Here is a 26310-nt window from a genome sequence, read left to right as displayed (position 1 = left end):
GAAAGGGAAGCCACTGGCAGGAGCCTCCCGAGCCGGCCCCGGTCGGCCGACCGCCTGCGAAACGGAGCCTCGATGACCTCCCAACCGCCTCCGTCCGGCCCGCCCGGTGAACCTCCGCACGGTCCGCCGTCCGGTCCCCCGTCCGGGCCGTTGGCCGGTCGACCGTCCGGCGGCGGTACGGCCGGTCCGCCGTCCACGCCCCCTCCGCCCTCGGGCCCGTCCGGGGCCGCCGGGGCGGGTGGCGCCGGGAGTGCGAGTGGTCCCGGCGGTGCGAGCGGGCCGGGCGGGCCGTCCGGACCGGGCGGCGCGGGCGGGCCCGGCGGGCCGTCGTCCGGCGGGCCCGGACGCGGGGCGCGCACGCCGTGGTGGCGCTCCGGGAAGGGGCTGGCGCTGGCGGCGGGCACGGTGGCGGTGGCCGTGGTGGCCACCGTGCTGATCGTCAACAACCAGGGCGGCAACCACCCGGCCGTGCCGACCGCGAACGAGGTCGCCCTGCAGGCCCCGGCCGATCCCGGGCCGGACCCGTTCACCCCGTCGGTGGAGACCCAGGGGGTGAGCGCCCCCGCACCCGGCTCCGCCGTCCCGACCCCCGCTCCGACCCCCGCCCCGACCGTCACCCCGACGGCGCAGCACCCGGGCGGCGCCTCGTCCCGGAGCGGTTCGCCGACCGCGCTCCACAGCGTCGAGGGCAGCTCTGCCGGGCTGTACGCCGGGACGATGGGCAAGCCGAGCTGCGACACCGAGCGCCTGGTCGGGATGCTCTCGACCGGGGACACCGGGCGCGCCTGGGCCTCCGCCGCCGGCATCGCGCAGGCCGACGTCCCCGGCTACCTGCGCTCGCTGACCTCCGCCTACCTGCGGGTGGACACCCGGGTGACCAACCACACCTACAAGAGCGGCGCGGTGGTCGAGTACCAGTCCGCACTGCAGGCGGGCACCGCCGTCCTGGTGGACGCCCAGGGCGTGCCCCGGGTGCGCTGCTCCTGCGGCAACCCGCTGAAGCCGCCGGCGCTGGTGAGCAACGCGAGGTACACCGGGAAGGCCTGGGCGGGCTTCCAGCCGTCCACGCTGATCATCGTGGTGCCGGCAGCCCGACCGGTGACCGAGATCATCCTGGTGAACGTCGAGACCGGCGGGTGGTTCTCCCGGATGACCGGGCGGGTCGAGGTCGTGGACCGACCGGCCGAACCCCCGAAGGGGCCCCTGGTGCCCGGCATCCCACCGCCGGGCCCGTGGACGCCGTCCACACCCTCGGCCACCTCCTCGACCTCCCCCGGTACGACGTCCCCCGGCACGACCTCGCCCGGTGCAACGTCGCCGGGTGCAACATCGCCGGGCACGACCCCACCCGGCACGCCATCGCCCGGCACGCCAACGAGTTCGGGTGCCACCGGTGCCACCCCCTCGGGCTCCACAGGCGCCGGAGTCACCTCCTCGGGCCCGACGACCCCCGGAGCCACGTCCCCGACCAGCTCGGGTCAGCCGCCGGGGACGGCCACGACGACCAGCACCCCGCCCCCGTCCACGGTGACCACCGGCGCACCGACTCAGACTCAGACTCAGACACAGACGCCGACACCGGTCACCAGGACGCCCTCCGCCGCGACGGCGACCACCGCCGCCACGACGGCAACCGGCACCACGGCGACGACCACCACCGCCCAGGCGCCGACCGCGACCTGCGCGAGCACCGCGCCGTCCACCCTGCCGCCCTGCCCGACCGCGAGTGCCGCCACGCCGAGCTGACCCGGCGCACGCCCCGCTGCCATCGACCCTCACCCGGCCGGTGGCAGCGGCGCACCTCAGGGCAGCAGCACCTTCGCGTCCTCGGGCCCGAGCACCCGGCCGTCCGCCGAGCGCACCTCGACCGGCGCGACGGGCGCACCGGACTCGCGGTCCACCAGACGCGCCCGGGGCTCGCCCTCCTCGAAGAACCACTGGTCGCCCCACTGCCGCAGCGCCGTGATCACCGGGAACAGCGCACGGCCCTTCTCGGTGAGCACGTACTCCTGGTACGGGCTGCCGTCGGCGGCCGGCGCGAGCTCGAACACGCCGTTGGCGACCAGGCCTGCCAGGCGGGAGGACAGGATGTTCTTGGCCAGGCCGAGGTTCTTCTGGAACTGCCCGAAGCGGCGCAGTCCGTCGAAGGCGTCACGGACGATCAGCAGCGTCCAGCCGTCGCCGACGACGTCGAGCGGACGGGCGACCGGGCAGGCCGATTCCCCGTGCGTGGTGCGTTTCGGCACTTCTCCCACCTCTCAGCTCTCACCGGTCGGCGCCCAGCGTACCGATCAGAGCGTGGTTGCTTATTAAAACCAGGGTATGCCATGGTGTCGCGGTAGCACTTTGAAACCACCGTGCCCCTTCGAGGGAGTCCCGCTCATGACCTCACCCGCCCGCGCGTCCGCCGAGGACCCGACCGCCGCCGACCCGACCGCCGACGCCCTGGCCAAAGCCCCGGCCGACACCCCCACCGGGGCCCCGCCGCGCGGCCTGTCACCGGCCGTCGCCTGGCTGCTCTCCGTCGCCTGCGGCCTCGCCGTGGCCAACGTCTACTACTCGCAGCCACTGCTCGACCTGATCGCCCGGGACTACGGCATCGCCCCGGCGACCATCGGCCTGGTCGGCACCCTCACCCAGACGGGCTACGCCCTCGGCCTGCTCCTGCTCGTGCCGCTCGGCGACCACGTCAACCGCCGCACCCTGATCACCTCCCAGCTCGGCCTGTCCGTCCTCGCCCTCCTCGCCGTCGCACTCGCCCCCTCCGCTCCGCTGCTGCTCCTCGCGATGGCCGCCGTCGGCGTCCTCGCCGTCGTCGCCCAGGTGGTCGTCGCCTACTCCGCCCAACTCGCCGCCCCGGGCGACCAGGGGCGGGTGGTCGGCACCGTGACCAGCGGCATCGTGGTCGGCATCCTGCTCGCCCGCACCGTCGCCGGGACCATCGGCGACCTGGCCGGCTGGCGCGCCGTCTACGTGGTCTCCGCCGTCGCCACCGCCGCCATGGCCCTCGCCGTCGCGGCCGCCGTCCCGTCCGAGCGGCACCGGGCGGCCGAGCGGATCGGCTACCCGCGGTTGGTCGGCTCGGTGTTCACGCTCTTCGCCCAGGAGCGCGTGCTCCGGGTCCGGGCCGTCCTCGCGCTGCTCGGCTTCACCTCCGTCACCGTGCTGCTCACCCCGATGGTGCTCCCGCTCGCCGCGCCTCCCTTCAACCTCAGCCACACCCAGATCGGGCTCTTCGGCCTGGCCGGCGCCGCCGGAGCGCTCGGCGCCGGGTACGCCGGCCGCCAGGCCGACCGCGGCCGCGCCGAACGCACCGCCGGCATCGGCCTGCTGGCCATGCTGGTCGGCTGGCTCCCGGCCGCGCTGCTGCCGCACTCGGTCTGGTGGCTGGTGCTCGCCATGGTGGTGATCGACTACGGCCTGCAGTCCGTCCACGTCGCCAACCAGCACCTCCTCTACCAGGTCCGCCCGGAGGCGCAGAGCCGCCTGACCGCCGGCTACATGCTGCTCTACTCCGCCGGGTGCGGCGCGGGCGCGATCCTGTCCACCGTCGTCTACGACCACGGCGGCTGGACGGCCGTCTGCCTGCTCGGCGCCGCCACCAGCCTCACCGCGCTCGGCTACTGGTGGACGGCGGCCCGCCGCTGACGGCCGATCGGCCACCGGCCCCGGCGCCTACGCGTACGTCACCTACGCGTCCGCCACCGGCGCCTCCGCCGACGACGCCGCGGCGAGGACCTCCCGCAGTGTCCGTATGCCCTCGCGCCAGGCCGCCGCCTCCCCCGACTCGTCCCACAGCTCCGCGAGCTCCGACTCCTCCGCGACCACCCGGTCGAGCGCCGCCACCGCGAGCGGGCGCAGCTCGGCGGAGAGCGGCGGGACCGGCTCCTTGGGCCCGTAGGCGCTGGTCACCGCCGCCCCGCCCGGGCACTGCGCCGCCACCAGCGCGGCGGCGGCGACCGCCTCCACCGCCTCGTCCGAGTCCAGGAACTCCTCCGCCCGGACGGCGTACAGCAGCGCCGACCGGAGCAGCGCCTCCCGCTCGCCCGGCGCCGCGTCGTCCAGTCCGCCGCAGAAGTCCGCCGCCGAGTCGTTGTCGAAGTGCCCGATGTCCCAGGTGCCCATGCCGATCCCCTCACGCCGTTCGTGTTCGTGTGCGACGGATGCTTGCACACGGCACTGACAATCGGCCGGGCCGAGGGATATTCGCTGGTCAGGGCCGACTGCGGTGGGGCAGAGTGCCCCCATGACCACGATTCAGGGGCTGGACCGGGACGGGTACATCGCACGGGAGGGCTCGCTCGACCGCGTGCCGCCGGCGTTCGCGCCGGTGGTCGCCGCCGCCCGGGAGCGGATCGCCGCGGCCTTCGCCCCCGACCGGCTGCACAGCGCCTACCTCTACGGCAGCCTCCCGCGCGGCACCGCGACCCCCGGCGTCTCCGACCTCGACCTGCTGCTCGCCCTGCGCCACGAGCCCACCGCCGCGGACCGGGCGGAGGCCGACGCCCTCGAGGCCGCGCTGGACGGGGAGTTCGCGCAGGTGAACGGGGTCGGCGTGGTGCTGGCCGGCACGGACACCCTGCTGAGCGAGCTCGAACGCCACGACCTCGGCTGGTTCGTCGCCTGCCTCTGCACCCCGCTGCTCGGCGAGGACCTCGCCGCCCGGCTCCCCCGCTACCGCCCCACCTCGCTGCTCGCCCGGGAGACCAACGGCGACCTGGCCCTGGTCCTCCCGCTCTGGCACGAGCGCCTGGCCGCCGCCACCACGGAGGCCGAACTGCGCGGCCTCACCCGCGCCGTCTCCCGCCGCCTCGTCCGCACCTGCCTCACCCTGGTCATGCCCCGCTGGGGTGGCTGGACCAGCGACCTCGCCGCCTCCGCCGAGATATTCGCCGGCTACTACCCCGAGCGCGCCGCCCAAGCGCGCCTCGCCGCCGCCCTCGCCCGCGGCCGCACCCCCGACCGGGCCGCCCTCACCGTGCTCGTCGACGACCTGGGCCCCTGGCTCGCCGCCGAGTACGCCGCCGTCCACGGCGTGAAGGCACCGCGCCCGTGACGGCAGCACGCCCGTGACGGAACCGCACCCGGACGGCCGGCCCTACGGTCCGGACCACCGGTGCGTCCGCTCCCGCCGGCCCACGGCATGCTCGTCCCGGACGTCGTCGGCGGGCGGATCGGGTACGTCGAGGCCCTCGACCCGGCGGCCGCTCCGGGACACCAGCCCCGGCCGGGGCTGAACTCCCCGCCGCCGCAGGGGCTTCAGTCCACGCACGGGATCCCGCCCGCCTTCACCGCCGGCCCCTGCATCGGCAGCCCCGCCGCCGAGTCGGCGGAGGTCTCACCCGGCGCGGCCGACGGTACGGCCGTCGGGCTCGGGGTGCGGGAGACGGCGAGGGTGAGCAGGACGCGTCCCGCGGGGATCCCCGACGAGAAGACCGCGTTCACCCCGTAGCGGGCGGCGAGGCGCTGCGCCTCGGCCTTGGCCCCGGCTCCGTACCCGACCGCGGTGGCCCGGGTCCTGGCCGGGGCGTCGCCGATCCGGCCCGTCTGGTAGCCGAGTTCGGCCAGCGCCCGGGACTCGTTGGCCGCCGCCCCCGCCCCCGCGACCGCGTTGATGTCGACCACCGCCTTGGGCGTCGCGCTCGGCGTCGGGGTCGCGGAGGGCGACGGGGCCGGTTCGCCCGGCGCGTCCCCGGACGGCGCGACGGGCACGACGGCGGGGACGGCCGGCGCCGGCTCGTGCTTGAAGAGCTGCCGGACGATCTTCCTGATCAGGTCCGGGTTGACGGTGTTGACCTCCTGCCCGCCGACCGTCTTGAAGCCGCTGATCGGCAGGGTGTTGAACTCCACGTTGCCGCCGGTCAGGTTGGGCGCCTGCTGGGCGAAGTCGAGGATGTTCCACTCGTTGTCGATGACCACGTCCTTCTTCACCACCGCGAACAGCTTCTGCATCTGCCCGAGGTCGTTCAGGATGCCCTGCTGCTTGAGCCGGTACTCGACGGAGGAGAGGAACGCCTGCTGCCGGTGGGTGCGGTCGAGGTCGCCGTTGGTGAGGTGGTGGCGCTGGCGGACGAAGGAGAGCGCCTGCGCGGCGTCGAGGGAGCTGATCCCGGCCGGGAGCTTGAGGCCGGTGCCGCCGCCCTCGTGGGTGGCGGTCCGGGCGATGATCGGGTCGTCCACGGGGTGGTTGAGGCAGACCTGGACCGGCTCGACCGCCTTGGCGATGTCGTAGAAGCCGATCAGGTTCACCTCCGCGAAGTGGTCGATCGGGACGTCCAGGAAGCTCTGCACGGTCCGGATGGTCGCCGAGCGGCCGGCCTCGCGGCTCTGCCGTTCCAGCGCCGCCTTGGAGAGCCCCTTGCCCGCCAGCTTCTGCTCGGCGGCCTCCTTGGCGATGCCGTACGCCTCCTTGATCTTGTGCATCTTCCCGTCCGCGCCGACGGTCTGCACGTAGTCGTCGCGCGGGACGGAGAGCGCGGTGACCTTGCCGCCGTTGGCCGGGATGTGCAGCACGATCAGGGCGTTGGTGTTGTACCCGCCGATCTCGCTGGAGCCGGCGTGCAGTTCGTCCTCCACGAACTGCCGGGGCAGGTCGTTGCCGTCCATGTCCTTGCGGCTGTCCAGGCCGATCAGCAGCAGGTTGACGGACTTGTCGAGGTGCGGCGGAGCGTTCTTCCTGGCCTCGCTCAGCGCGGTGGACTTGATCATGCCGTCGTCCAGGCTGCGGTACTCGTACCAGGTGAAGCCGCTGGCGCCGAGCACCGCGACCGAGACGGTGCAGGCCAGGGTGCGCCCGGCGACGGTCAGCGGGGCGGCGGCGCGGCGCGGGTCGTAGCCGCGCCGGCCGCGCAGACCGCGCTGCCCGTGTTGGCCGCGGCCGCCGGTACGGCTGTTGCCGCGCTCAGCCACGGCGGCCCCTTCCGGCCGGGACAGCCGTCCTGCCGGTCCGCCGGCGCTCCGGCACCGCCCGACGGCGGGCCGCCGTGACACGGACCGCGACCACGACGAGCGCCACCGCCACGGCCGCGGCCATCACCGGGAACGCCCCGACCACCCAGCGCAGCGCGCCGGTGCCGAGGTTCCTCCCCTGGTACTTCCCGGGGTGCGCCAGGTACTCGACGCCCGAGGCGGTGAGCAGCACCACGACCGGAGCGGCCGTCACCACCCACCACCGGCCGGTGCGGCTGCAGAGCAGCGCCGCGGCCGCCGTCCCGAGCACCGAGCCCACCGCGAACAGGAGGCCGACGCCCGGCCCGTCGAGTTCGTCCGCGACCGCTCCGAGCAGCGGCAGCCCGACCGCCGAGAACGCGGCCGCCGTCCCGCCGCGCCGGCGCGCCTGCTGCCTGCGGCGGGCCGCCCCGGGGCGCGGCGACCGGACCTGCCGGGGCGCCGCGGTGTCCGCGCGCCTCCCGGGGGCGCCTGCGGCTCCCGCACCGGCCGGCCAGGAGCGCTGGGCGGGCAGGGCGCGGTCCTCGGTGCGGGGCCCCGCGTCCTGGTACGGCGTTCTCGCCCGCTGACCGGCCATGCGCACTTCCCTCGATCGTTGCGGCTGCGGCGGCGCGATCGCACCACCGCGCGTGCCGGGACGCCGTCGGTCCTGCCGGGGCCCTGGCGGCGCCCTGGTGACGTCCTGGTGGGGACCAAGCCTCTACATTGCTGTAGAGGTTGGGCTGGAGCATACAAAACCCATTTCAGCAAAGTCATCCGCTGCCACCCGGCAGCGACCGACCGCCTGGTGGACCGTCGTTAGGATGGTCATGATCCCCGCCACGTCGGCACACCATCAGGAACGCATCAGAGGAGCAGAGCGTCACCATGTTTGAGAGTCTGAAGAACCTCGCGGGCAAGGCCACCGACCTCGCCCGTGACCACGGCGACGTGATCGGGCAGGGCCTGGACAAGGTCGGCGACGCGATCGACGACCGCACGGACGGCAAGTACAGCGGGCAGATCGACACCGGCGTCGAGAAGGCGAAGGACTTCCTGCGCAACCTCGACGGCGACCAGAAGCCCGCCGAGTAACCTGCCGCAGGACACGATCGGCCGCACGACGGTCGAACGACCGCACGGGCGAACGGGGAGGGGCGGCAGCGGTGAGCGAGGAGAAGAAGGGGCCGGGCTGGGGGCAGTGGCTGGTGCTCACCGTCGCGGTCGTGGTCGGGCTGGGCCTCCTGCGCGGCAACGACCACGACGGCGCGGCCTCCGCCGACCCCTCCCCGACCGCCGCCGCCCCGTCCGTCCCCGGGTCCGGCGGCGCGCCGTCGGCCGGCGGCTCCGCGAAGCCCTCGAAGCCCTCGGGCCGCTACGACCCGGCCGACTACGCGGAGCCGGTCCGCCGGTACGCCACCGAGGCCGGGGTCAACCCGCAGCTGCTGATGGCGATCCTCTACAACGAGTCGTACAAGCCGCACGACCCCGAACTCGAACGGGCCTGGCAGCGCGGCAAACCGGACGCCTCCTTCGGCATCGCCAACATGCACCGGGCCGCCTTCGACGACACCAAGCCCGGCCGCCCCTTCGCCTCCCGGCAGTGGGAGGAGCTCCCGGACGACCGGGACCTGGCCGTCCAGGCGGCCGCCTGGCACCTGCACGACCTCGCCGCCCAACTTCCCGCGCGCCCGGGCGTGTCGCTCAACCGGGACGAACTGGTCGCCCTCGGCTACAACGCGGGCGCGGGCAACATGCTGGCCTTCGCCCGGGGCGTCAAGATCGGCTCCCAGGCGCAGTCCTACCTCGACCGCCTGCGGGACAACTGGTCGAAGTCGGGCGAGGCCGTGAAGTAGCGCCTCCGGGCGGTCAGCTGACGGCGATCCGGGCGGACCAGACCCTCCGCCAGGCCAGCGCGTCGGCGACCCCCTCGGCGATGCCGCGCCGCGGCTGCCAGCCGAGCAGGTCCCGCGCGGTGTCCACGACGGCGTAGCAGCCGATCACGTCCCCGGGCCGCGGCCCGGCCTCCCGCACCTCGAGGCTGGCGCCGACGGCCTGCTCGAAGGCGGCGATCAGCTCCCGCACGGTGGTCCCGTCGCCGGTGCCGACGTTGATCACCCGGTAGCGGTCCGCCACGCCCGGGGCGATCACCTCGTCGAACCGGAGCAGCGCCGCGACGTGCGCCTCGGCGAGGTCCTGGACGTGGACGTAGTCGCGGATGCCGGAGCCGTCGCGGGTCGCCCAGTCGGTGCCGGTCACGGTGAACGGGGTGCCGGTGGTGTGCGCCTCGATCAGCTTGCCGAGGGCATGGGTGGGCCGGAGGTCCTGGAGGCCGGTGCGCAACTGCGGGTCGGCGCCGATCGGGTTGAAGTAGCGCAGGGCGATGACGCGTTGGCGCTCGGCGCCCTCGCCCCTGGTCCAGTCCTGGAGGACCTGCTCCATCATCTGCTTGGTGCGCGCGTACGGGCTGCCGGCGTCGACCGGGCTGCTCTCGTCGACCCGGGCGTCGGGGGTGGGGGCGTAGATCGAGGCGGAGCTGCTGAAGACGACCCGGGTACAGCCGTGGCGCTGGAGGGCGTCCAGGAGTTCGACCGTCTTGGCGACGTTCTCCCGGTAGTAGTACAGCGGCTTGGCCACGGACTCCGGTACGACGATCTTCGCGGCGCAGTGCACGGTGGCGTCGATGTCGGGGTGCTCGGCGAAGATCCGGTCGAGCAGGGCCGCGTCGGCGATGTCGCCCCGGTAGAAGAGCCGGTCCGCGACGAACTCGGTCCGCCCCCGGGAGAGGTCGTCCAGCACGACCGGGGTGATCCCCCGGTCGAGCAGGGCGGAGGCGACGGTGCTGCCGATGAATCCCGCGCCGCCGGTGATCAGGACCTTCTTCATGCGCGAGCGCTCCCTTGCGGTCGTCCGGGCGCCAGGTGGCGCCCGGTGACCGGAAGGGACGTCGGTTCGCACCCGGCCGGTTCCACGGCGGGGCCGCTCCCCCGGAGACGGCCGGCCCGCGCCGGGCGGCTCAGCCGCGGTGGCGGCGTAGCCAGAGGCCGGTGGCGACCAGGACGACGGCCGCGCAGGCGGTGCCGATGGCCGCCCAGGCGGTGGCGTCGGAGGTGGTCGCGTGGACGCGGCCGGGCGCGGCCTCCCGGGCGGAGACGGGGGCCGCGGTGGTCCCCGTCCCGGCGGTGGTCTCCCGGAGCGGGGCGGGGGTCACCTCGGCGGACCGTGGCGAGCCGTCCCCCGGCTGGGCCTCGGCGAGCGGCGGGCCCCCCGTCCCCACGGGCGCCGGGTCGGTGACCACCGCGGTGTCGATGTCGAGCTCGCCCTCGCCGTGCCCGGGGGCGGGGGAAGAGCAGTCCACCGTCACCCGCCAGTGCCCGACGGGCAGGATCTCCCGGGTGGTGTACGTCCCGGGACGGCCGGGGGCGGTGACCAGGCGCCAGGGGCCGACGGCGCGCCCGTCGGTGGCCGTCGCGGAGAGCGTGCCGGCGAACTCCCCGGTCACCGGGTCGTGGTCGTTCTCCCAGGTGGCGACGGTGCTGACGCGACCGTTCTGCTGGCCGGTGACGTCCAGGTGGACGCTCTCGCCGTGGGCGGCGGCGGGTGCGGCGGCGGCGAGCAGGGCCGCCGCGGCGAGGGCGAGGGCGCTGAGGTGGGGGCGGGTTCGCATACGGGAGGGTCCTCGGGGCGGTGTGGGGGCAGGGACGCTGGGAACGGCCGGCGCCGGGAACGGCCCGCCACTGGGTGGGCGGCGGCCGGTCCCGGCGCGACGGACCTTCGGGCCTGCGGGTCTTGGGGCCCGCGGGCGTCGGCGGCTCGGGTCGGAGGGTTCGGCCGGCGTACGGGCCGACCGGTTTTACGGGCTCACAGGAACAGCCTTACCCCGTTCGGCGCACGAGGACTTCAGCAACGAACAGTTCTGGTAAGAGAGGCCGCCGTTCGACTGCGGAGACTCCGGCCGCCGCCCGCGTCGAGGGTGAACCCGCCTCCGTCAGCGGCGAGTTGACACGTCCGCGCGGCCGCTTCGGGGTGCGGCAGCCGGGTGGTGCGCCGAACCGGGGCCGCCGTGCCGCCAAGCACGGCGCGGCGGCCCGGGTCGGCGGAATTCGGCGTGATCTGACTGATGGCCGCCTCGGGAGCCGGTCCTCCCCGCGGTCGGGGGCGGGGCCGGGGGCGGGGCCGCGGCGGCCAGGGCGCCCTGCGGGTGGGCCGGCGGCGTCGGCGCGGCCCGCTGCTCCGGTGTCCCATCGCGTTCCTCTCCTCGCGCGACGGCCCGTGCCCCTGCGACGGAGGGGCTCGGGCCTTCCGACACTCCGGAGAGCGGGAGGGGCGAGCGGGAATAACAGAAACCTCTTGCGAAAATCCCCGGGCCGTTCGATCGAATGGCGGCCGGGGACGCCGAACCGGCCCTGGGCGCAAGGCGCAACCGCGCAGGGCGGAGCCGGGGAGCGAACAGGGGGCGGAGCCGGGGAGCGCGAGCAGGGGGGCGGGCGCTCCCCGGCAGGAGGTGGTGGCGGCCACCCGGCCGGAGTCCCGGGGCGTGCGACTCCGTCGGCCGTGACGGAATGCTAGACCCGTCGGCAGGTGCTGACCAGTGCTCTGACCAGCGGATTTTCCGCCCCGGACATGCCATTGCCAGCCAGGCTGCGACGCACCGTCAGATCCGACGTACCGTCACATCGCCGGACGGTCAGGCCGCGGCCTTCACCGGCTCCGCGCCGAAGGCCGCCGCACCCGCCCAGGGCCGTACCGCCGCCGTCGCGCCGGTGCCGCAGCCCCCGTGCAGCCGGGCCAGCCCGGCCGCCAGGACGACCCGGTCCCCGCCGAGCCAGAGCCGCAGGGCCGCCGAGAGCGCGGCGCTGGCCGACCCGGCCGCGGGGCCGCCGGTCCGCACCAGCCGCTCACCGAGCAGCGGCAGCAGGTCCGCGACCGCCGCGGGCAGCCAGAGCGTGAGCGCGAACGGCGCCGGTCTGGCCAGAACGCGTAGCAGCGGCAGGACGCAGGCGTCGTCGTGCAGCGCGGGGATGACCTCCAGCAGCCCGTCCACCGCCACGTCGGAGACGTCGCCGCCGTGCCCGCGCGCGAGGTCGCGCAGCAGCGCGCGCTCGGCGGCGGTGATCCGGACGGTCAGCATGACCTCGTCGCAGTCCATGGTCCCGGCCCCTGTCGTGGAGAGTTGGTGGTGTGGTCGTCGGGTCGTGGTGTCAGTCCTGTGCCGACAGGGTTCCTGCCCCGATCCGGCCCTCCGATACCGGCGCTATCAGGCCGTAGTGGCCGTCGAAGCGGCGGTAGAGCACCCGGGCCCGGTGGTCGCCGGGGTCGGTCCAGCCGACGAACGGGCGGCCGGTGAGCCAGAGCCGGCGGGCCGCCTCGGCGAGGTCGAGCGGGGGCATCGCGCTGGTGCCCGCGGCGCACAGTTCCACCGTGCCGCCCGGCGTGCAGCGGTGCACCAGGCCGTCCCGTCCGGTCGCGGCGTCCGCGAAGAGGTGGAACCGCCGGTCGAGGGCGAGCAGTTCGAGCACGGCCTGTTCGGGGCCGCGGCGGGCGAGCACGACCGCCTTGTGCCGGGCGATCCGCCGCTGGGCGAGCGGACGGTCGGCGAACTGCGGGCGGTAGGCGCTCTCGTACGCGACGGCGAAGCCGATGTCGCCCTGCTCGCGCAGCCGGACGGCCCGGCCGGCCAGTGTGCCGAGCACCAGGTCGACGGACTCCCGCGCGGTGCCGGTGGCCAGCTGCACCCGGACCGGGCCGACGCCCGCCAGCTCGACGTCCGCCTGGGCCAGCGCGGGCCGGGTCACCGAGCGGTTTCGCGAGCGGGTCAGCCGCAGTCGCAGCGCGTGGGTGTCGGGGCCGAGCGCCGCGGCGGTGGCCAGTGCCCGGGCCCGGGCGTACTCGGCCTCCTCGCGGGGCAGCTCACCGCGGATCTCCACCCGGACGTCGAGGGCCGGCCGGTGGCGCAGACGGGTCATCAGGTTCCTCCTTCTTCGCATCCATGCTGTCCCTCGTACGCCCGTGCGGCGAGGGTCCAAAGACCCTGCCCCGCGGGCGAGCCGCCGACCGCCCGGAGGGTCGCATCGGCGCAGGTCAACACCGGATTTCGAGCACGCACGAAAGGGTCGATCCACTCGGCCGTTGGAGTGATCCCCGCACATTCGGCGCAACGCTCGGGAAACCGGCGCGTTTGTTCAACGTGCGCCCTCCCGCCGGGGGCGCGCGCGGGGCCCGCGCTGGGCGGACCCCCGGCTCCCGGCCGGCCCGCCGCTGCCACCCGGCATCGCCCGCACCGGCCCCTCTGGTGAGAGGTAGTGTCATGTCCCTGCTGACCGAGACGCGGAAGCTGATCGTCCCCCCGAGAACCGCACCCGGCCCGTCCCCGCTGGCCCGCGCCGCCGTCCCGCCGCTGGCCCCCGGCGCCCTGCCCGGCCTGGGGCACGCCGGTGCCCTGCTCCGCGACCCGCTCCGTTTCCTCGGTTCGCTCTCCCGCCACGGCGGGGTGGTCCGCATCCGCCTCGGCCCGCGCACCGTCTGCGTGGTCACCGACGCCCGGCTGGTCCACACCCTGCTCGTCGCGCTGGCCCACGACTGCCCGCGCGGCGCCGTCCAGGACACCCTCAAGACGGCCTTCGGCGACGGCCTGCTGATGTCCGAGGGCCAGGCCCACCGGGACCGCCGCCGGATCATCCAGCCGGCCTTCGGCCCGGACCGGATGGGCGAGTACCTGGCCGTGATGCAGCAGGTCACCGAGGAGCGGGCCGGGCGCTGGCGCCCCGGGCAGGTCCTCGACGTGGCCAAGGAGATGAACCACCTGGCGCTGGAGATCGTCACCCGCACGCTGTTCGACGCCCGGCTCAGCGAGGACGCCACCGTCGCCTTCCACCGGGCGCTGCCGGACCTGGTGAAGGGCCAGATCGTCCAGTCCCTCTACCCGAGCCCGGCGCTCGCCCGGCTGCCGCTGCCCGTCAACCGGCGCTTCGACGACGCCGTCCGGGTGCTCAACCGGGTGGTCGACCAGGCCGTCAACGGCCGCGCCGCGGGCGCCGAGGAGGGCCGCCGCACCCTGCCCGCCCTGCTGCGCGCCGCGACCGACCCGGCCAGCGGGTGCCCGCTCACCGAGGCCGACGTGCGGTCCGAGGCGATCGCCATGTTCGGCGCGGGCACCGAGACCGTCTCCACCACGCTCACCTGGCTGCTGGACGAGCTGCTGCGCCACCCCGAGGTGGAGGCCCGGATCCTCGCCGAGCTGGACGAGCACCTGCCCGCGGGCACCGTCCCCACCCTCGAGGCGCTGGCCCGGCTCACGTACACCCGCAGCGTCACCCAGGAGGTGGTGCGGCTGCACGCGCCGAACGCCTTCCTGATGCGCACCGCCCGGGTTCCGGTCGATCTGGGCCCGTACCGCGTCCCGGCCGGCACCGAGCTGCTGTACAGCCTCACCGCGCTGCACCGCGACCCGCTGCGCTACCCCGAGCCCATGAGCTTCCGGCCCGAGCGCTGGCAGGACGCCGGCGGCACCGGACGGCCGTCCTTCCTGCCGTTCGGTGCGGGCAAGCACAAGTGCATCGGCGAGGCCTTCGCCTGGGCGGAGCTGACCGTCGCGGCCGCGGCGATCCTGCGGCGCTGGCGGCCGGTGGCGGTGCCGGGCGCCCGGGCCCGCGAGGTGGTGTGGACGACGGTCCAGGCGCACGGCCTGCGGGTGCGGCTCGCGCCGCGCGGCGCGCGCTCCCCACGCAGGAGCTCCACCGCGGCCTCCCGCGAGGGTGATACCGGCTCCTCACCGGGGGACACAGTGCCCTCCTCCCCCGGTGAGCCGCCGTCGGGCCGGTGCCCGTTCACCGGCGCCACCCGTGCGACCGCCCCCGCCGACCCGGCCGCCCCGGCGGACCTCCGGTCGCGTGCCGACCTGCTCCTCTCCGCCGACCGGCACGCCGACTGGGCGGTCCGCCGCGGCCTGCTCACCCCGGCGGAGCTGCCCCGCTACCGGGGGTACGCGCTGCACGAGCTGATCGGCTACGCCTATCCCCGCGCCCGGGGCACCGAACTCGACCTCCTGGTGGACATGCTGGGCTGGTTCACCATCCTGGACGACCGGTTCGACGGCCCGCCCGGCCGCCACCCCGTCCAGGCCCGCGCCGTGGTCGACCCGCTGATCGCGGTCCTCGACGGCGCCCGCGGCGGGAGCCCTTCCGAAAGTCGACTACTGCTCTCCTGGAGGGAGTTGTGGGAGCGCCAGACCGCCTCGATGTCCCCCGAGTGGCGCGCCCGGGCGGCCCGGGAATGGCGGGCCTGCCTGGCCACCTTCCCCGCCGAGGCCGACCACCGCGCCAACGGCACCGTGCCCGCCCTCGGCCTCGACCTGACGGACACCATGTGGCTGCGCCGGCACGGCAGTTGCCTCTACCCGTTCATGAACATAATGGAACGGGTCCACGGCACCGACGCCCCGGCCGCGCTGCACGCGGAACCCGCGCTGCACCAGCTGCGCGCCAACACCGCCGACGCCGCCACGCTGATCAACGACCTCTACTCGCTGAAGCGCGAGGAGCGGCAGGGCGGGACGGCGTTCAACACCGTGCTCACCCTCGAGCGGGCCCACGGCTGCACCCGCGACCGGGCGGTCCACGCGGTGCGCACCCGGGTGGCGCAGCTTCAACAGGAGAGCGAGGAGCTGCGCCGCGACCTGCTGCGCCGCCACCCGGCCGGGCGCTGGTACCTGGACGGCACCCGGGAGCTGGTCGCCGGCGTGCAGGCCTGGACCAGCACCAGCCACCGCTACCGCGTGCGGGACCGGGAGGCGCGCCAGTGAGCGGCCCGGTCCGGGAACGCTACTTCCGGCCGCCGAGCGCGAACAGCAGCAGCACGAAACCGGCGAACAGGTGGGTGGCGAAGATGTAGATGCCCGCGCGGATCAGCATCGCCTTGCGGCGCCGCTTCTCCTCGCTCGTACCGTCCCCGCCCGTACCGCTCCCGCTGGTACTGCCCTCGCTCACGCTGTCGTCGCTCGTGCTGGCGCTCATGGTGGTGCTTCTCCTCGGATCGGGCGGACGGGCCGGGCGCGGCTCAGCGGGGCCGACCGCCGGGGGCGCGCAGCTCGGTGAGCAGCGCGCCCTGGTCGGTGATCAGCTCGGTCAGGATCCGGCGGGCCGCGCGCAGCAGTTCGGCGACGTCCGGGGTGCTGAGCGCGTACACCACGGTGTTGCCCTCACGGGTCGCCGTGACCAGCTGGGTGCGGCGCAGCACCGCGAGCTGCTGGGAGAGGTTGGACGGCTCGACCTCGATCTCCGCCAGCAGCTCGCGCACCGGCCGGGGGCCGTCCTGGAGCAGTTCCAGGACCCGGATCCGTACGGGGTGGCCGAGGGTGCGGAAGAACTCCGCCTTGGCCTGGTACAGCGGCACCGGCATCGTCCGCGCTCTCCCTCGGGTCCGGCTGGATGGTCGTCCGGCCGGGCGGGGATCTCCGCCGCGGCCGGTAGGCATCATCGCGACAGATGAAGATTTCTTCAAGTCGTCACCGCGCGCAGCCGGGGTGCGCCGGAATCCGGAAGGCCCCGACCGGGCGCTCCGCCGGGCGGTCGCGATCGGGTCGGGGCATGCGAAAGCCGAGCCCGGGACGCTGCCAACTCCCGGGCTCGGCAGTCATGGTGATGAGCCGTCAGCAGACTACAGGCACATCGACCGTGGCCGGGACCTGCCCGCTCCAGAAGCCCTCGACGTCGAAGGAGACGTGCACGGTGGACCCGCACGGCACCGTGCTGGAGATGCCGTCGACCCGCACGGTGGAGACCTGGAACACGGTGCGGCCGTTCACGGTGCCGAGCGAGGCCCCGCCGGTCACGTTGGCCGACAGGTGGGTCACCAGCTCCTTCGGCGCCGGCGGCCACGGGGTGCCCGGGGACGGCGGGCCGGCCAGGCCGATCTTCCCGTAGACCGCGACGCTGCCACCCGTCACGTCGGCGCAGGCGTAGGTGGCCAGGCCGGCCTGCAGGCTGGAGTAGCCGCAGGTGGTGGTGGTGGCGGCGGCCGGGGTCGCGGCGATGGCCGGGACGGGGGCGGCGAGCAGGGTGACGGCGCCGGCGGCGATCCAGGTGGCGCGACTCATGCGGTTCATCGGTGCCTCCTCCTTCGGAGGGTATGAGGACGGACTGGGAACAGGTGACGTGGTACATATGACATTTCATAGGCCCACGACAGAAACTTTGACATGCGATTCCTCGGCCATGAGGCGGATTTACCCTCGGAAGTCAGGTGTCGACCGAAACTGAACCTTCGATGGCGCAATCAGCGCCGGACAGTCGAACGGGCGCCCCCATCCAGGGGACGCCCGCGTGGAGCCCGGGTGAACCGTTTCCGAACGCCCCCGGAGCCGCCTTCGAAGCCGCCGCCGAGCCGCTTCCTAACCGCCGCCGCCGGCTCAGCCCAGCGAGCCGCGCAAGGCGTCGACCCGGGCCACCGCCTCGCTGAAGGCGTGCCGGTCCAGGCGGCCGTCGTCCAGGGCGGCGGCCAGCGCCTCGGTGGCCTCCTCGCCCTGCCGGGGGTCGCGCCCGGAGCAGAGCATCAGGTCCATCCCGGCCGCCGCGGCGGCCAGCGCGCGGTCACCGGGGCCGCCGTACGGGGCCAGTGCGTCCGCCTCCATGGCGTCGGTGACGGTCACGCCGTCGAAGCCGAGCCGGCCGCGCAGCTCGCCCTGGATGATCGCGTGCGAGAACCCGGCCGGGTGGTCCGGGTCCAGCGCCGGGTAGATCGCCCAGGAGGCCATCACCAGGCGCACGCCCGCCGCGATGGCCGCCCGGTACGGGGCCTCGCCGCGGGCGCGGAGCTGCGACAGCGGGACGTTCAGGGTGACCGGGCTCTCGTCGGTGTTCGCGCCCCGGGGCGCGGCGCCGAGACCGGGGAAGTGCTTGGCGGTCGCGGCCACGCCGAGGCCCTGCTGGGCGGTGAGGAAGGCGCTGCCCAACTCCGCCACCTTGGCCGGGTCCTGGCCGAAGGAGCGCTCGGAGTGGTCGATGAAGTTGTCCGGCGTGTCGTAGACGTCGAGCACCGGGGCGAGGTTGAGGTTCAGCCCGGCGTCGGTGAGGGTCCGGGCGGCGCCGGCCCCGGACTCCGCCGCCACGGCGACCGGGTTCGCCGCCAACCCGACGCGGCGGGCGGAGAGTTCGGGCGCACCGGGCAGCCGGCGTACCTTGCCGCCCTCCTGGTCGGTCATCAGCAGCAGCGGGCGCGGATGCGGCGCCTCGGCGGCGGCCTGCTTCAACTCGGCTATGGCCTGCGCGAGTTGCTCCGGGCTGGTGATGTTCTCACCGAACAGGATCACCCCGGCGGCCCGGCCCTCCCGGATCGCCTGGAGCGTCGTGGCCGACGGTATCGGGCCCGGGTACGACAGCACGACCCGCCGCCCGGCGAGCACCCGGGAGTCCTCCTGCTCCAGGCCGGCCATCGCCGCGGTCCTCTCGTCCGGTGCACCCGGGACGCCCGGAGCGCTCGGGGCACCGCGCGGCGGGGCGGGCGAGCCGAGCGGCACCGGCCCGAGCGCGGCGCCCATGACGGCCAGCACCACCCCGAACTGGGCGACACTTCGGAACAGGGCCATCACGCCTCCCGGTCGACAGGTGACTTCGGCATGTCAACGTACCCAGGGGTGCGGCGCGGCATTCCCCCATACACCGTATTCATCCGATAATCCGACTCAATCTCCGCGAGGTGACGCCTCTCCGCGGACCAGCCGGCCCAGGACGCCCACACCCTCGGCGATCTCGGACACCGAGCCCGCCGCATAGCCGAGGACCAGGCCGGGCGGGTACGGCAACCGGGCGTGCCAGGACAGCGGCTGCACCTTGACCCCCTCCGCCAGGGCGGCGGCGGCCAACCCCGTATCGGTACGGCCGCATCCCTCCGGAAGCGTCAGCATCAGGTGGAGGCCGGCCGCCGCGCCGTGCACCGTGGCCCCCGGCAGGTGGGTGCGGATGGCGTCGATCATCGCGTCCCGGCGGCGGCGGTGGCGGCGGCGCAGCAGCCGCAGGTGCCGGTCGAGGTCGCCGGACTCCATCAGCCGGGCGAGGACCAGCTGGGGCAGCACCGGGTTCCCGAGGTCGGCGAACCGCTTGGCCTCCAGGACGGCGTCCCGCAGCCGGTCCGGGACCAGCAGCCAGCCGGTGCGCAGCGCGGGGGCGAGCAGCTTGGAGACGCTGCCCGCGTAGCAGACACGATCCGGCAGGACCGCCCGCAGGGCCGGGACGGGCGGACGGTCGTAGCGATGCTCGGCGTCGTAGTCGTCCTCGATGACCAGGCCGCCCTCCGCCGCCCAGCGCAGCAGTTCGCGGCGCCGTTCGCCGCCGAGCACGACACCGGTCGGGAACTGGTGGGCGGGGGTGAGCAGGACGGCCGGGGCGCCGGTGGCGCGCAGCGCGTCGACCCGGACGCCCTCGGCGTCGACCGGGACGGGCGGGGTGGCGGCGAGCCAGTGGGCGAGGTGCTGCCGGACGCCGACCGAGCCCGGGTCCTCCACCGCGACCTCGTCGATGCCCGCCCGCCCGAGCGCGCGGCCGAGCAGGGCGAGCGCCTGGGCCGTACCGGCGACGATCAGCACCTCGTCCGGGTCGGCGCGGATGCCCCGGTTGCGGGCCAGCCAGTGGGCGACGGTCCGGCGCAGGGCCGGGGTGCCGCGCACGTCGCCGTAGCCGAGGTCGGACGCGGCGAGGCCGTCGAGGACGGCCCGTTCGGCGCGCAGCCAGGCGGCGCGGGGGAAGGCCGCGAGGTCGGGCACGCCGGGGGTGAGGTCGATCCTGGCGGGGGCGCCGCGCAGCCGGTCGAAGACCTCGGGGTCGGGGTCGTCCCGGAACAGCGCGGGCGCCTGGCGGGGCTGCCGCGCCGCGGGCGCCTCCCCCGGTACGACGACGGCCGGGTCCGGTACGGCGGTGGCCGCGACCACGACCGTGCCGCCCCGCCCGCGGCCGGCGACCTGCCCCTCCTCGGCGAGGCGCCGGTAGGCGTCGGTCACCACCCCGCGGGAGACGCCGAGTTCGGCCGCCAGCACCCGGCCGGCGGGCAGCCGGGCCCCGACCGGGAGCCGCCCGTCGGCGACGGCCTCGCGCAGCCGGCGGGCGAGCCAGTCGGTGAGGCCGCCGGGCGGGGCCTCGGTGGTGTCGAGCTGGAGGAAGTCGGCGCCGGCCTCTTTGGACCGGTCGGATGCCTCGACTTTGGACCTGTTCACCGGACCATAGTGGCGGCGAGGGTGGGGCCATGACCACGGAAACGACGGCGCCCGCGAACGCGGCGGCGCCGGAGCACGGGCTCGACCACGGCCCCGACTACGTCCACGGCTACTCGGAGACCGAGGCCCGACGCCTCGGCGACCAGGCCGACACCCTCGCCGAACTGCTGCACGCGGGCACGGCCTACCCCGCGGGCAGCCGGGTGCTGGAGGCCGGCTGCGGGGTGGGGGCGCAGACCGTGCACCTGCTGGCCGCCAGCCCCGGCGTGCGGCTGACGGCGGCCGACCTCTCGGCGGACTCGCTGGCCCAGGCCCGCTCCCGGGTGGCCGCGCAGGCACCCGCCGCGGACGTCACCTGGCACCACGGCGACCTCCACCGACTGCCGTTCCCGGACGGCTCCTTCGACCACGTCTTCCTCTGCTTCGTGCTGGAGCACCTGACCGACCCCGCCGCCGGGCTGGCGGCGCTTCTCCGGGTGCTGCGGCCGGGCGGGACGATCACCGTGATCGAGGGCGACCACGGCTCGGCGCTCTTCCACCCGGAGACCCCGGCGGCCCACCGCACCGTCGACCACCTGGTCCGGCTGCAGGCCCGGGCGGGCGGCGACGGCCTGCTCGGCCGCCGCCTCCACCCGCTGCTGACGGAGGCCGGCTTCGCGCGGGTGACGGTCCGCCCGCGCACGGTCTACGCCGACGACGCCCGGCCCGCCCTGGTGGAGGGCTTCACCCGCCGGACCTTCGTCGCGATGGTCGAGGCCGTCCGGGCGGAGGCGCTGGAGGCCGGACTGAGCACCCCGGAGGCCTTCGACCGGGGCATCGCGGAGCTGCGCCGCGCGGCCGAGCCGGGCGGGACGTTCCACTACACCTTCTTCAAGGCGGTGGCGGTCCGGCCGTAGCGCGGGCCCGCCGGGACCTGCTCCTGCCGGAGCGGGCCCCGCGGGCGGGGTCGTGGACGGGGGTCACGATCGCGCCCGCGGGGCCCGCCTGGGAGCCAAACCCCGACCGCGCTACTCCGGGCTGTCCCCGAGGTCCGCCAGCAGGGTGCGCATCACCTCGACGAGCGCCGTCCGCTGCGCCTCGTCGAGGCCCGCCAGCATGCGGTACTCGGTGGCGAGGTGGTCGGGCAGCGCGCGGTCGATCAGGTCCCGGCCCTCGGGGGTGAGGGCGACCTCGCGGCTGCGGCCGTCCTGGTCGCTGCGGGCGCGGGTGACCAGTCCGCGGGCCTCCAGCCGGTCCAGCCGCTGGGTGATGGCGCCGGAGGTGACCATCGCGGACCGCATCAGGCCGGTGGGGGTGAGGCGGTAGGGCGGGCCGCTGCGCCTGAGGGTGGCGAGGACGTCGAAGGAGGCGGCGTCCAGCCCGTGCTCGGCGAAGGTGCGGTTGAGCGCCGTGTCCACCAGCCGGTAGAGGCGTTTGAGCCGGCCGAACACCTCCATCGGGGAGACGTCCAGGTCGGGGCGCTCGGTGCCCCACTGCGCGACGACGCGGTCCACATGATCTGCCACGGGTTCAGGGTAGGCGATCCCGACCACATTCCTTAGCGCTGAGGTAACCGTGAGCCATGTCACTCACTCGATGCGGTGAAGAATGCCTTAGCGCTGAGATACATTGCCTTAGTGCTAAGAAATCGCCTCGCCCTCGTCCTGGTGACGGCCCTCGCCCCGGCGGTCTGGGGCACGACCTACCTGGTCACCACCGAACTCCTGCCACCCGGGCGCCCGCTGCTCGCCGCCGTCATCCGCTGCCTGCCCGCCGGACTCCTCCTGATCGCCCTCACCCGCCGTCTGCCGCAGGGCAGTTGGTGGTGGCGCTCGCTGATCCTCGGCGCGCTGAACATCGGGGTGTTCCAGGCGCTGCTGTTCATCGCCGCCTACCGCCTGCCCGGCGGCATCGCCGCCACCGTCGGCGCCGTCCAACCCCTGGTCACCGCCGGGCTCTCGGCCCTGGTCCTCGGCGACCGGCTCACCCTGCGCACCGTGCTGGCCGGGATCGCGGGCGTCGCCGGCGTCAGCCTGCTGGTACTGCGGGCCGACGCCGAGCCGGACGCGGTCGGGGTGGTCGCCGCGCTCGGCGGTGCCGTGGTGATGGCCGCCGGCATCGTCCTCTCCAAGCGCTGGGCCTCCCCCGCGCCGATGCTCGCCACCACCGGCTGGCAGCTCACCGCCGGCGGACTGCTGCTGGTGCCGGTCACGCTCCTCACCGAGGGCGCCCCACCGTCCCACTACAGCCTTGCCAACGTGCTCGGCTACACCTACCTCTGCCTGATCGGCGCGGCCGTCACCTACGTGCTCTGGTTCCGCGGGCTCCGCGCCCTGCCGCCGACCTCGGTCTCCTTCCTCGCCCTGCTCAGCCCGGTGGTCGCCACCCTGCTCGGCTGGCTGGCGCTCGGCCAGGACCTCAGCCCGCTCCAGGCGCTCGGCGCCCTGGTCGTACTCGGCTCGCTGCTCGCCGCCCAGATCCAACGGCCGCGCACCGCACCGGAGTCCGCACCCGGAGCCGGGCCGACGGCCGCCCCGCGGCCCGTCCGCGAGAACGCCTGACCCCGCCCCGCCCCACCCTTCCCACCCCTTTCCCACCACCTCCAGGGAGTACCCCATGCGCATCACCGTGTTCGGCGCCACCGGCAACGTCGGCCGCCGGGTCGTGGCCGAGGCCCTGTCCCGCGGCCACCACGTCACCGCCGTCGTACGGGACCCGGCGAAGCCGCACGACCTGCCGCCCGCCGTCACCCTGGTCGTCGGCGACGCCCGGGCGCCCGAGGACGTCGCCCGGATCGCGGCCGGACAGGACGCGGTGGTCACCGCCACCCGCCCGGCGCCCGGCAGCGAGCACGAGCTGGCCATCGCCACCAAGGGCCTGCTGGCCGGGATCGCCGGCACCGGCGTGCGGCTGCTGGCCGTCGGCGGCGCGGGCAGCCTGCTCGTCCCGGGCGGCGGCGGGACCACCCTGGTCGAAAGCCCCGGCTTCCCCGACGCGATCCGGCCCATCGCCCTGGCCTGCGGCGAGCAGCTCGACCTCTACCGCGCCGCCGGCCCGGACACCGACTGGACGTACCTGAGCCCGGCCGCGCTGCTGGAGCCCGGCGTGCGCACCGGCCGGTTCCGGACCGGCCGCGACGAGCTGCTGGTCGACGCCGACGGCACCTCGGCGATCTCCATGGAGGACCTCGCCGTCGCACTCCTCGACGAGACCGAGCGGCCCGCCCACCGCCGGTCCCGCTTCACAGCCGCCTACTGACCACCTGCCCATCCACCTGACCACCCGAGGCCCTGGCACCCCCGCCCCGGCGGGGGTGTACTCAGCACCACCCCGAAGACGGCAGTGGGGGTGATCGATCGTCAGGCCGGGGCCGGACATGATCGTTCCTGTGACCAAGACCGTGACCAAGACCCCGGCCCAGAACCAGAACCAGACCCGGAGCAAGGCCGGGAGCCGGCCCGCCGAGACCGCCCCGCGGCGCGCCCGGCGCAGCCGCCGTGCCGTGCTGGCCGTCGCCGCCGCCGTGCTGGCCGGCCTGGCGGCGCCCGCCACCGCGGGGGCCGCCACCGGCCGCGACCCGGGCGACGCCGACCCGGCGCCCGCCCGGTACACCCACCAGAGCCTGAACTGGCAGCCCTGCGCCCAGCAGCCCGCACTGGACTGCGCCGCCATGACCGCCCCGCGCGACTGGCACCACCCCGGCGTCGGGGCCGACCTGACCATCGCCGTCTCCCGGCACCGCGCCACCGACCCGGCCAAGCGCAAGGGCACCCTGCTGATGGCGGCCGGCGGCCCCGGCGGCTCGGGCCTGCTGCGCCCGGCCGGGCTGGCCGGCGCCGCCCCGGCGCTCGGCGCCGCGTACGACGTCGTCGGCTTCGACCAGCGCGGGGTCGGCGAGAGCACCAAGGCGGTCTGCCAGACCCCGGAGGAGTTCCAGGAGTTCCTGGCCGGCGACTACCGCGACCAGTCCCCCGCCGCGATCGACCGGGTCATCGCCAACTCGAAGAAGCTGGTCGCCGGTTGCCAGGAGCGCAGCGGGGACCTCCTCCCCTACCTGACCACCGAGCAGACGGCCCACGACATCGACCTGTTCCGCGGCCTGCTCGGCGAGCGCAGGCTCAGCTACTACGGCCCGTCCTACGCCTCCATGATCGGCGCCTACTACGGGACGCTCTTCCCGCACCGGGTCGAACGGATGGTGCTGGACAGCAACATCGGCTTCGACGGCACCTGGGAGGCCTTCGAGCTGGGCCAGCCGATGAGCTTCCAGCGCCGCTTCGACGAGGACTTCGTGCCCTGGCTCGCGGCCCGGGACGCCACCTACCACTGGGGCGCCACGCCGGAGCAGGTGCGGGCGCACTGGGAGCAGCGGCGGGCCGCGCTGCACGACTCCCCCATCGTCGAGGGCCCGGTGACGATCGGCCCGAACCAGCTGGACAGCCTCACCATGTCGGCGATCTACCGGGCGGCCAACTTCCCCGACCTGGCCGGGATCCTGGCCACCGTCGACGACTGGCAGGGCGCCGCTCCGGCGACCAGGGCGGCGGCCGCGAAGGCCTTCAACAGCTACCTCAGCCCGGAGTTCCTCGCCGAGTACTTCGCGGTGACCTGCAACGACACCCCGTGGACCAGGGACCTGGGCAGCTGGATCGAGCGCGGCGCCGAGAACACCGCCCGCTGGCCGCTGGCCGGGGCCCGGACGCTCGCCTTCAGCGCGGTCTGCGCCGCCTGGCCGGTCGCCCCGGCGCCCAAGGTCACGGTGACCGGCGCCCACCTGCCGACCACGCTGATGCTCAACTCGGTGCACGATCCGGCGACCTACTACGAGGCGGCGCTCGGCGCCCACCGCGCGCTGCGCGGCTCCAGGCTGGTCACCGTCACCGGGAGCGGCGACCACGGCCAGTACCCCACGTCCAACACCTGCGTCAGCGCGGTGGTCGAGCGCTACCTGCTGGACGGCACCGCACCGGGGCGCGACCTCACCTGCCCCTCCCCGCAGGCCGGTTGAGACCGGCCGCCGGTCAGTTCCGGGGCCGCGCCCGCAGTCTGCCCCGGAGCCAGGCGAAGCCGACGGCCAGCCCGGCGAACCCTCCGACGGCGAGCTTGATCCCGGCCTTGGCGACCATCCAGCCGACCCACGGGACGCCCCACCCCAGCCAGTGGAACACGGCCAGCAGGACCGCGGCGCCGGACAGCGCCGCAAGCAGGGTGACCACGACGGCGGCGGCCCGTGAGAGCTCCCGCGGGCCGTCGGCGTGCTCCTCCGCGGCCGTGCCGTCCGGGTCGGCGGTCGGGTCCTTCGTCATCTCGTTCGTACCCCCCTCGGTCATGAGGGCGATGATACGGCGTCAGCGGTAGGCGTGGTGGGTGTCCCCGACGTGCTCGCCGGTCTCGTCGTCGGGGAAGCTGACGGCCATGGTGACGCGGTACTCGTGGACGTCCTCGCGGTGTCCCGGCACCCGCGCCCAGGCCAGCGAGTGCACCTCGGCCTCGGGGGCCTGCCGGCACCAGGCGGCGGCCTCCTCCAGGACGCCGGCGGGGGACCGCCCGGTGCACACCACGGCGGTGTACGCGGCGACCGCGACGTCCCCACCGGAGCGGCGGGTGCGCGACACCGCCCGGACGGCCGCGGCGGCCTGGGTCAGGTCACGGGCCAGGTCGTCCACCACCCGAGGGGGAGCCGGCAGGACGACCGTCCCCTCGGCGAGGGTCTCCGGCAGGTTCGGGCTCACGGTCTGGACCTCCATCCGCATCATCACGCGGCACAGCATGCCGGGCAGTCATTCCTGGCATGCCCATTTTCACCAGAACGTCACCCGTCCAGGGCCGAGTCGGGGTCGCGCCCTGGCGTCCCGACGTCCTTCCTGGTAGTGGCGCCACCGACGCCCTCCGACGTTCCAGCAGGTCAGCAGGGGCGGCAGCGGGCGGCGCCGGGGGGCCCGAAACGCCGCGGACGCACCACCCCCGTGCCCCGAACCGCCGGTCCGGCGCCCGGGAGCGCCTGTCCCACCGGTGTTGGCCTCCCGGTCAACTCTCCGTACCGGAACGGGAGTTGCCGCCGGGTCGCGGTCGGGAAGCGGTAGGCGGCGCAGGCGGCCGGACGGCACGGCGCCCGGCCGCACCCCCGCTGAGGTGCCGAGTTAACCCCTCGGAGGGCTCCGGTCCGCCTCCCGGTCACCCTGTCCCTGTCAGATCGTCGTGAT

The 26310-nt window shown here is 75.1% G+C and carries 26 protein-coding genes; 10 read left to right on the top strand and 16 right to left on the bottom strand.

Annotated features, from left to right (window positions below):
• Positions 1-417 precede the first annotated feature (417 nt).
• The gene (locus tag ACFVXH_RS22310) at positions 418-1746 is read left to right on the top strand and encodes a DUF6777 domain-containing protein (protein WP_387826389.1); all 1329 of its coding nucleotides are present in this window, start codon (positions 418-420) and stop codon (positions 1744-1746) included.
• A gap of 56 nt (positions 1747-1802) precedes the next feature.
• Here the strand turns inward: ACFVXH_RS22310 and ACFVXH_RS22305 are convergent, their stop codons facing one another.
• Entirely contained in the window at positions 1803-2246 is a 444-nt protein-coding gene (locus tag ACFVXH_RS22305) for a winged helix-turn-helix transcriptional regulator (protein WP_387826386.1), read from the bottom strand.
• Between the two features lie 136 nt (positions 2247-2382).
• On the opposite strand from ACFVXH_RS22305, the gene ACFVXH_RS22300 reads away from it, so the two are divergent.
• Positions 2383-3648, top strand: a complete 1266-nt coding sequence (locus tag ACFVXH_RS22300) for an MFS transporter (RefSeq protein WP_387826383.1) — start codon at positions 2383-2385, stop codon at positions 3646-3648.
• Between the two features lie 42 nt (positions 3649-3690).
• Here the strand turns inward: ACFVXH_RS22300 and ACFVXH_RS22295 are convergent, their stop codons facing one another.
• The gene (locus ACFVXH_RS22295) at positions 3691-4125 is read right to left on the bottom strand and encodes a DUF4259 domain-containing protein (RefSeq protein ID WP_117492982.1); all 435 of its coding nucleotides are present in this window, start codon (positions 4123-4125) and stop codon (positions 3691-3693) included.
• Positions 4126-4246: 121 nt separating this feature from the next.
• On the opposite strand from ACFVXH_RS22295, the gene ACFVXH_RS22290 reads away from it, so the two are divergent.
• Positions 4247-5056, top strand: coding sequence for a nucleotidyltransferase domain-containing protein (locus tag ACFVXH_RS22290; RefSeq protein WP_387826379.1), 810 nt, complete (start codon positions 4247-4249; stop codon positions 5054-5056).
• 203 nt (positions 5057-5259) lie between these two features.
• Here ACFVXH_RS22290 and ACFVXH_RS22285 read toward each other — a convergent pair whose 3' ends face one another.
• Complete coding sequence (locus ACFVXH_RS22285) at positions 5260-6909, bottom strand: LCP family protein (protein ID WP_375873755.1); 1650 nt, start codon at positions 6907-6909, stop codon at positions 5260-5262.
• Positions 6902-7525 carry a DUF6542 domain-containing protein gene (locus ACFVXH_RS22280; RefSeq protein ID WP_074004891.1) on the bottom strand — a complete coding sequence of 208 codons (624 nt, stop codon included), beginning with the start codon at positions 7523-7525 and terminating at the stop codon, positions 6902-6904. Before ACFVXH_RS22280 ends, ACFVXH_RS22285 begins: the two co-directional genes overlap by 8 nt.
• Before the next feature lie 290 nt (positions 7526-7815).
• Here ACFVXH_RS22280 and ACFVXH_RS22275 point away from each other — a divergent pair, with 290 nt between their 5' ends.
• Positions 7816-8022 carry an antitoxin gene (locus tag ACFVXH_RS22275; protein ID WP_049660325.1) on the top strand — a complete coding sequence of 69 codons (207 nt, stop codon included), beginning with the start codon at positions 7816-7818 and terminating at the stop codon, positions 8020-8022.
• Positions 8023-8093: 71 nt separating this feature from the next.
• A complete protein-coding gene (locus tag ACFVXH_RS22270) occupies positions 8094-8783 on the top strand; it encodes a transglycosylase SLT domain-containing protein (RefSeq protein ID WP_387826374.1) in 690 nt (229 codons plus the stop codon).
• Positions 8784-8796: 13 nt separating this feature from the next.
• Here ACFVXH_RS22270 and galE read toward each other — a convergent pair whose 3' ends face one another.
• From galE to ACFVXH_RS22250, 4 genes are all read right to left on the bottom strand, one after another.
• Positions 8797-9813, bottom strand: a complete 1017-nt coding sequence (gene galE, locus ACFVXH_RS22265) for a UDP-glucose 4-epimerase GalE (protein WP_049660328.1) — start codon at positions 9811-9813, stop codon at positions 8797-8799.
• Between the two features lie 130 nt (positions 9814-9943).
• Positions 9944-10594: a hypothetical protein gene (locus tag ACFVXH_RS22260; RefSeq protein WP_387826371.1), complete on the bottom strand. Its 651-nt coding sequence runs from the start codon at positions 10592-10594 to the stop codon at positions 9944-9946.
• 1020 nt (positions 10595-11614) lie between these two features.
• Positions 11615-12076 carry a hypothetical protein gene (locus tag ACFVXH_RS22255; protein WP_387826368.1) on the bottom strand — a complete coding sequence of 154 codons (462 nt, stop codon included), beginning with the start codon at positions 12074-12076 and terminating at the stop codon, positions 11615-11617.
• 52 nt (positions 12077-12128) lie between these two features.
• The gene (locus ACFVXH_RS22250) at positions 12129-12893 is read right to left on the bottom strand and encodes a sigma 54 modulation/S30EA ribosomal C-terminal domain-containing protein (protein ID WP_181970906.1); all 765 of its coding nucleotides are present in this window, start codon (positions 12891-12893) and stop codon (positions 12129-12131) included.
• A 341-nt stretch (positions 12894-13234) separates the two neighbouring features.
• Here ACFVXH_RS22250 and ACFVXH_RS22245 point away from each other — a divergent pair, with 341 nt between their 5' ends.
• Positions 13235-15727 (top strand): cytochrome P450, encoded by a 2493-nt coding sequence (locus ACFVXH_RS22245; RefSeq protein ID WP_375873752.1) that lies wholly within the window; start codon positions 13235-13237, stop codon positions 15725-15727.
• 19 nt (positions 15728-15746) lie between these two features.
• On the opposite strand, the gene ACFVXH_RS22240 is transcribed toward ACFVXH_RS22245, so the two are convergent.
• The 5 genes from ACFVXH_RS22240 to ACFVXH_RS22220 all read right to left on the bottom strand — a co-directional run bounded on the left by ACFVXH_RS22240 (position 15747) and on the right by ACFVXH_RS22220 (position 20128).
• Positions 15747-15938 carry a DUF6126 family protein gene (locus ACFVXH_RS22240; protein WP_049656767.1) on the bottom strand — a complete coding sequence of 64 codons (192 nt, stop codon included), beginning with the start codon at positions 15936-15938 and terminating at the stop codon, positions 15747-15749.
• A gap of 43 nt (positions 15939-15981) precedes the next feature.
• Positions 15982-16323 (bottom strand): helix-turn-helix transcriptional regulator, encoded by a 342-nt coding sequence (locus ACFVXH_RS22235; protein WP_049656769.1) that lies wholly within the window; start codon positions 16321-16323, stop codon positions 15982-15984.
• A 250-nt stretch (positions 16324-16573) separates the two neighbouring features.
• Complete coding sequence (locus ACFVXH_RS22230; RefSeq protein WP_387826363.1) at positions 16574-17029, bottom strand: hypothetical protein; 456 nt, start codon at positions 17027-17029, stop codon at positions 16574-16576.
• A 303-nt stretch (positions 17030-17332) separates the two neighbouring features.
• Positions 17333-18508, bottom strand: coding sequence for a glycoside hydrolase family 3 N-terminal domain-containing protein (locus tag ACFVXH_RS22225; RefSeq protein ID WP_387826361.1), 1176 nt, complete (start codon positions 18506-18508; stop codon positions 17333-17335).
• 96 nt (positions 18509-18604) lie between these two features.
• A complete protein-coding gene (locus ACFVXH_RS22220) occupies positions 18605-20128 on the bottom strand; it encodes a PLP-dependent aminotransferase family protein (RefSeq protein ID WP_387826358.1) in 1524 nt (507 codons plus the stop codon).
• 29 nt (positions 20129-20157) lie between these two features.
• On the opposite strand from ACFVXH_RS22220, the gene ACFVXH_RS22215 reads away from it, so the two are divergent.
• On the top strand, positions 20158-21024 hold the full coding sequence (locus ACFVXH_RS22215) for a methyltransferase domain-containing protein (protein ID WP_387826355.1): 867 nt from the start codon (positions 20158-20160) through the stop codon (positions 21022-21024).
• Between the two features lie 111 nt (positions 21025-21135).
• On the opposite strand, the gene ACFVXH_RS22210 is transcribed toward ACFVXH_RS22215, so the two are convergent.
• Positions 21136-21633 (bottom strand): MarR family winged helix-turn-helix transcriptional regulator, encoded by a 498-nt coding sequence (locus tag ACFVXH_RS22210; protein WP_375873748.1) that lies wholly within the window; start codon positions 21631-21633, stop codon positions 21136-21138.
• A gap of 111 nt (positions 21634-21744) precedes the next feature.
• Between ACFVXH_RS22210 and ACFVXH_RS22205 the strand changes: the two genes are divergently transcribed.
• The 3 genes from ACFVXH_RS22205 (at position 21745) to ACFVXH_RS22195 (ending at position 25115) form a co-directional block, all read left to right on the top strand.
• The gene (locus ACFVXH_RS22205; protein ID WP_387826352.1) at positions 21745-22668 is read left to right on the top strand and encodes an EamA family transporter; all 924 of its coding nucleotides are present in this window, start codon (positions 21745-21747) and stop codon (positions 22666-22668) included.
• A 55-nt stretch (positions 22669-22723) separates the two neighbouring features.
• Positions 22724-23365 (top strand): NAD(P)-dependent oxidoreductase, encoded by a 642-nt coding sequence (locus ACFVXH_RS22200; RefSeq protein WP_387826349.1) that lies wholly within the window; start codon positions 22724-22726, stop codon positions 23363-23365.
• Positions 23366-23495: 130 nt separating this feature from the next.
• Positions 23496-25115: an alpha/beta hydrolase gene (locus ACFVXH_RS22195; RefSeq protein WP_241853090.1), complete on the top strand. Its 1620-nt coding sequence runs from the start codon at positions 23496-23498 to the stop codon at positions 25113-25115.
• 13 nt (positions 25116-25128) lie between these two features.
• On the opposite strand, the gene ACFVXH_RS22190 is transcribed toward ACFVXH_RS22195, so the two are convergent.
• Together ACFVXH_RS22190 and ACFVXH_RS22185 are read right to left on the bottom strand one after the other, a co-directional pair.
• On the bottom strand, positions 25129-25437 hold the full coding sequence (locus ACFVXH_RS22190; protein WP_387826346.1) for a hypothetical protein: 309 nt from the start codon (positions 25435-25437) through the stop codon (positions 25129-25131).
• A gap of 18 nt (positions 25438-25455) precedes the next feature.
• The gene (locus ACFVXH_RS22185) at positions 25456-25866 is read right to left on the bottom strand and encodes a hypothetical protein (RefSeq protein ID WP_143204668.1); all 411 of its coding nucleotides are present in this window, start codon (positions 25864-25866) and stop codon (positions 25456-25458) included.
• Positions 25867-26310: the final 444 nt, after the last annotated feature.

It is taken from the genome of Kitasatospora sp. NPDC058184, assembly GCF_042883725.1.
Lineage (GTDB): Bacteria > Actinomycetota > Actinomycetes > Streptomycetales > Streptomycetaceae > Kitasatospora.
This window is presented reverse-complemented; position numbering and strand designations above follow the sequence as displayed.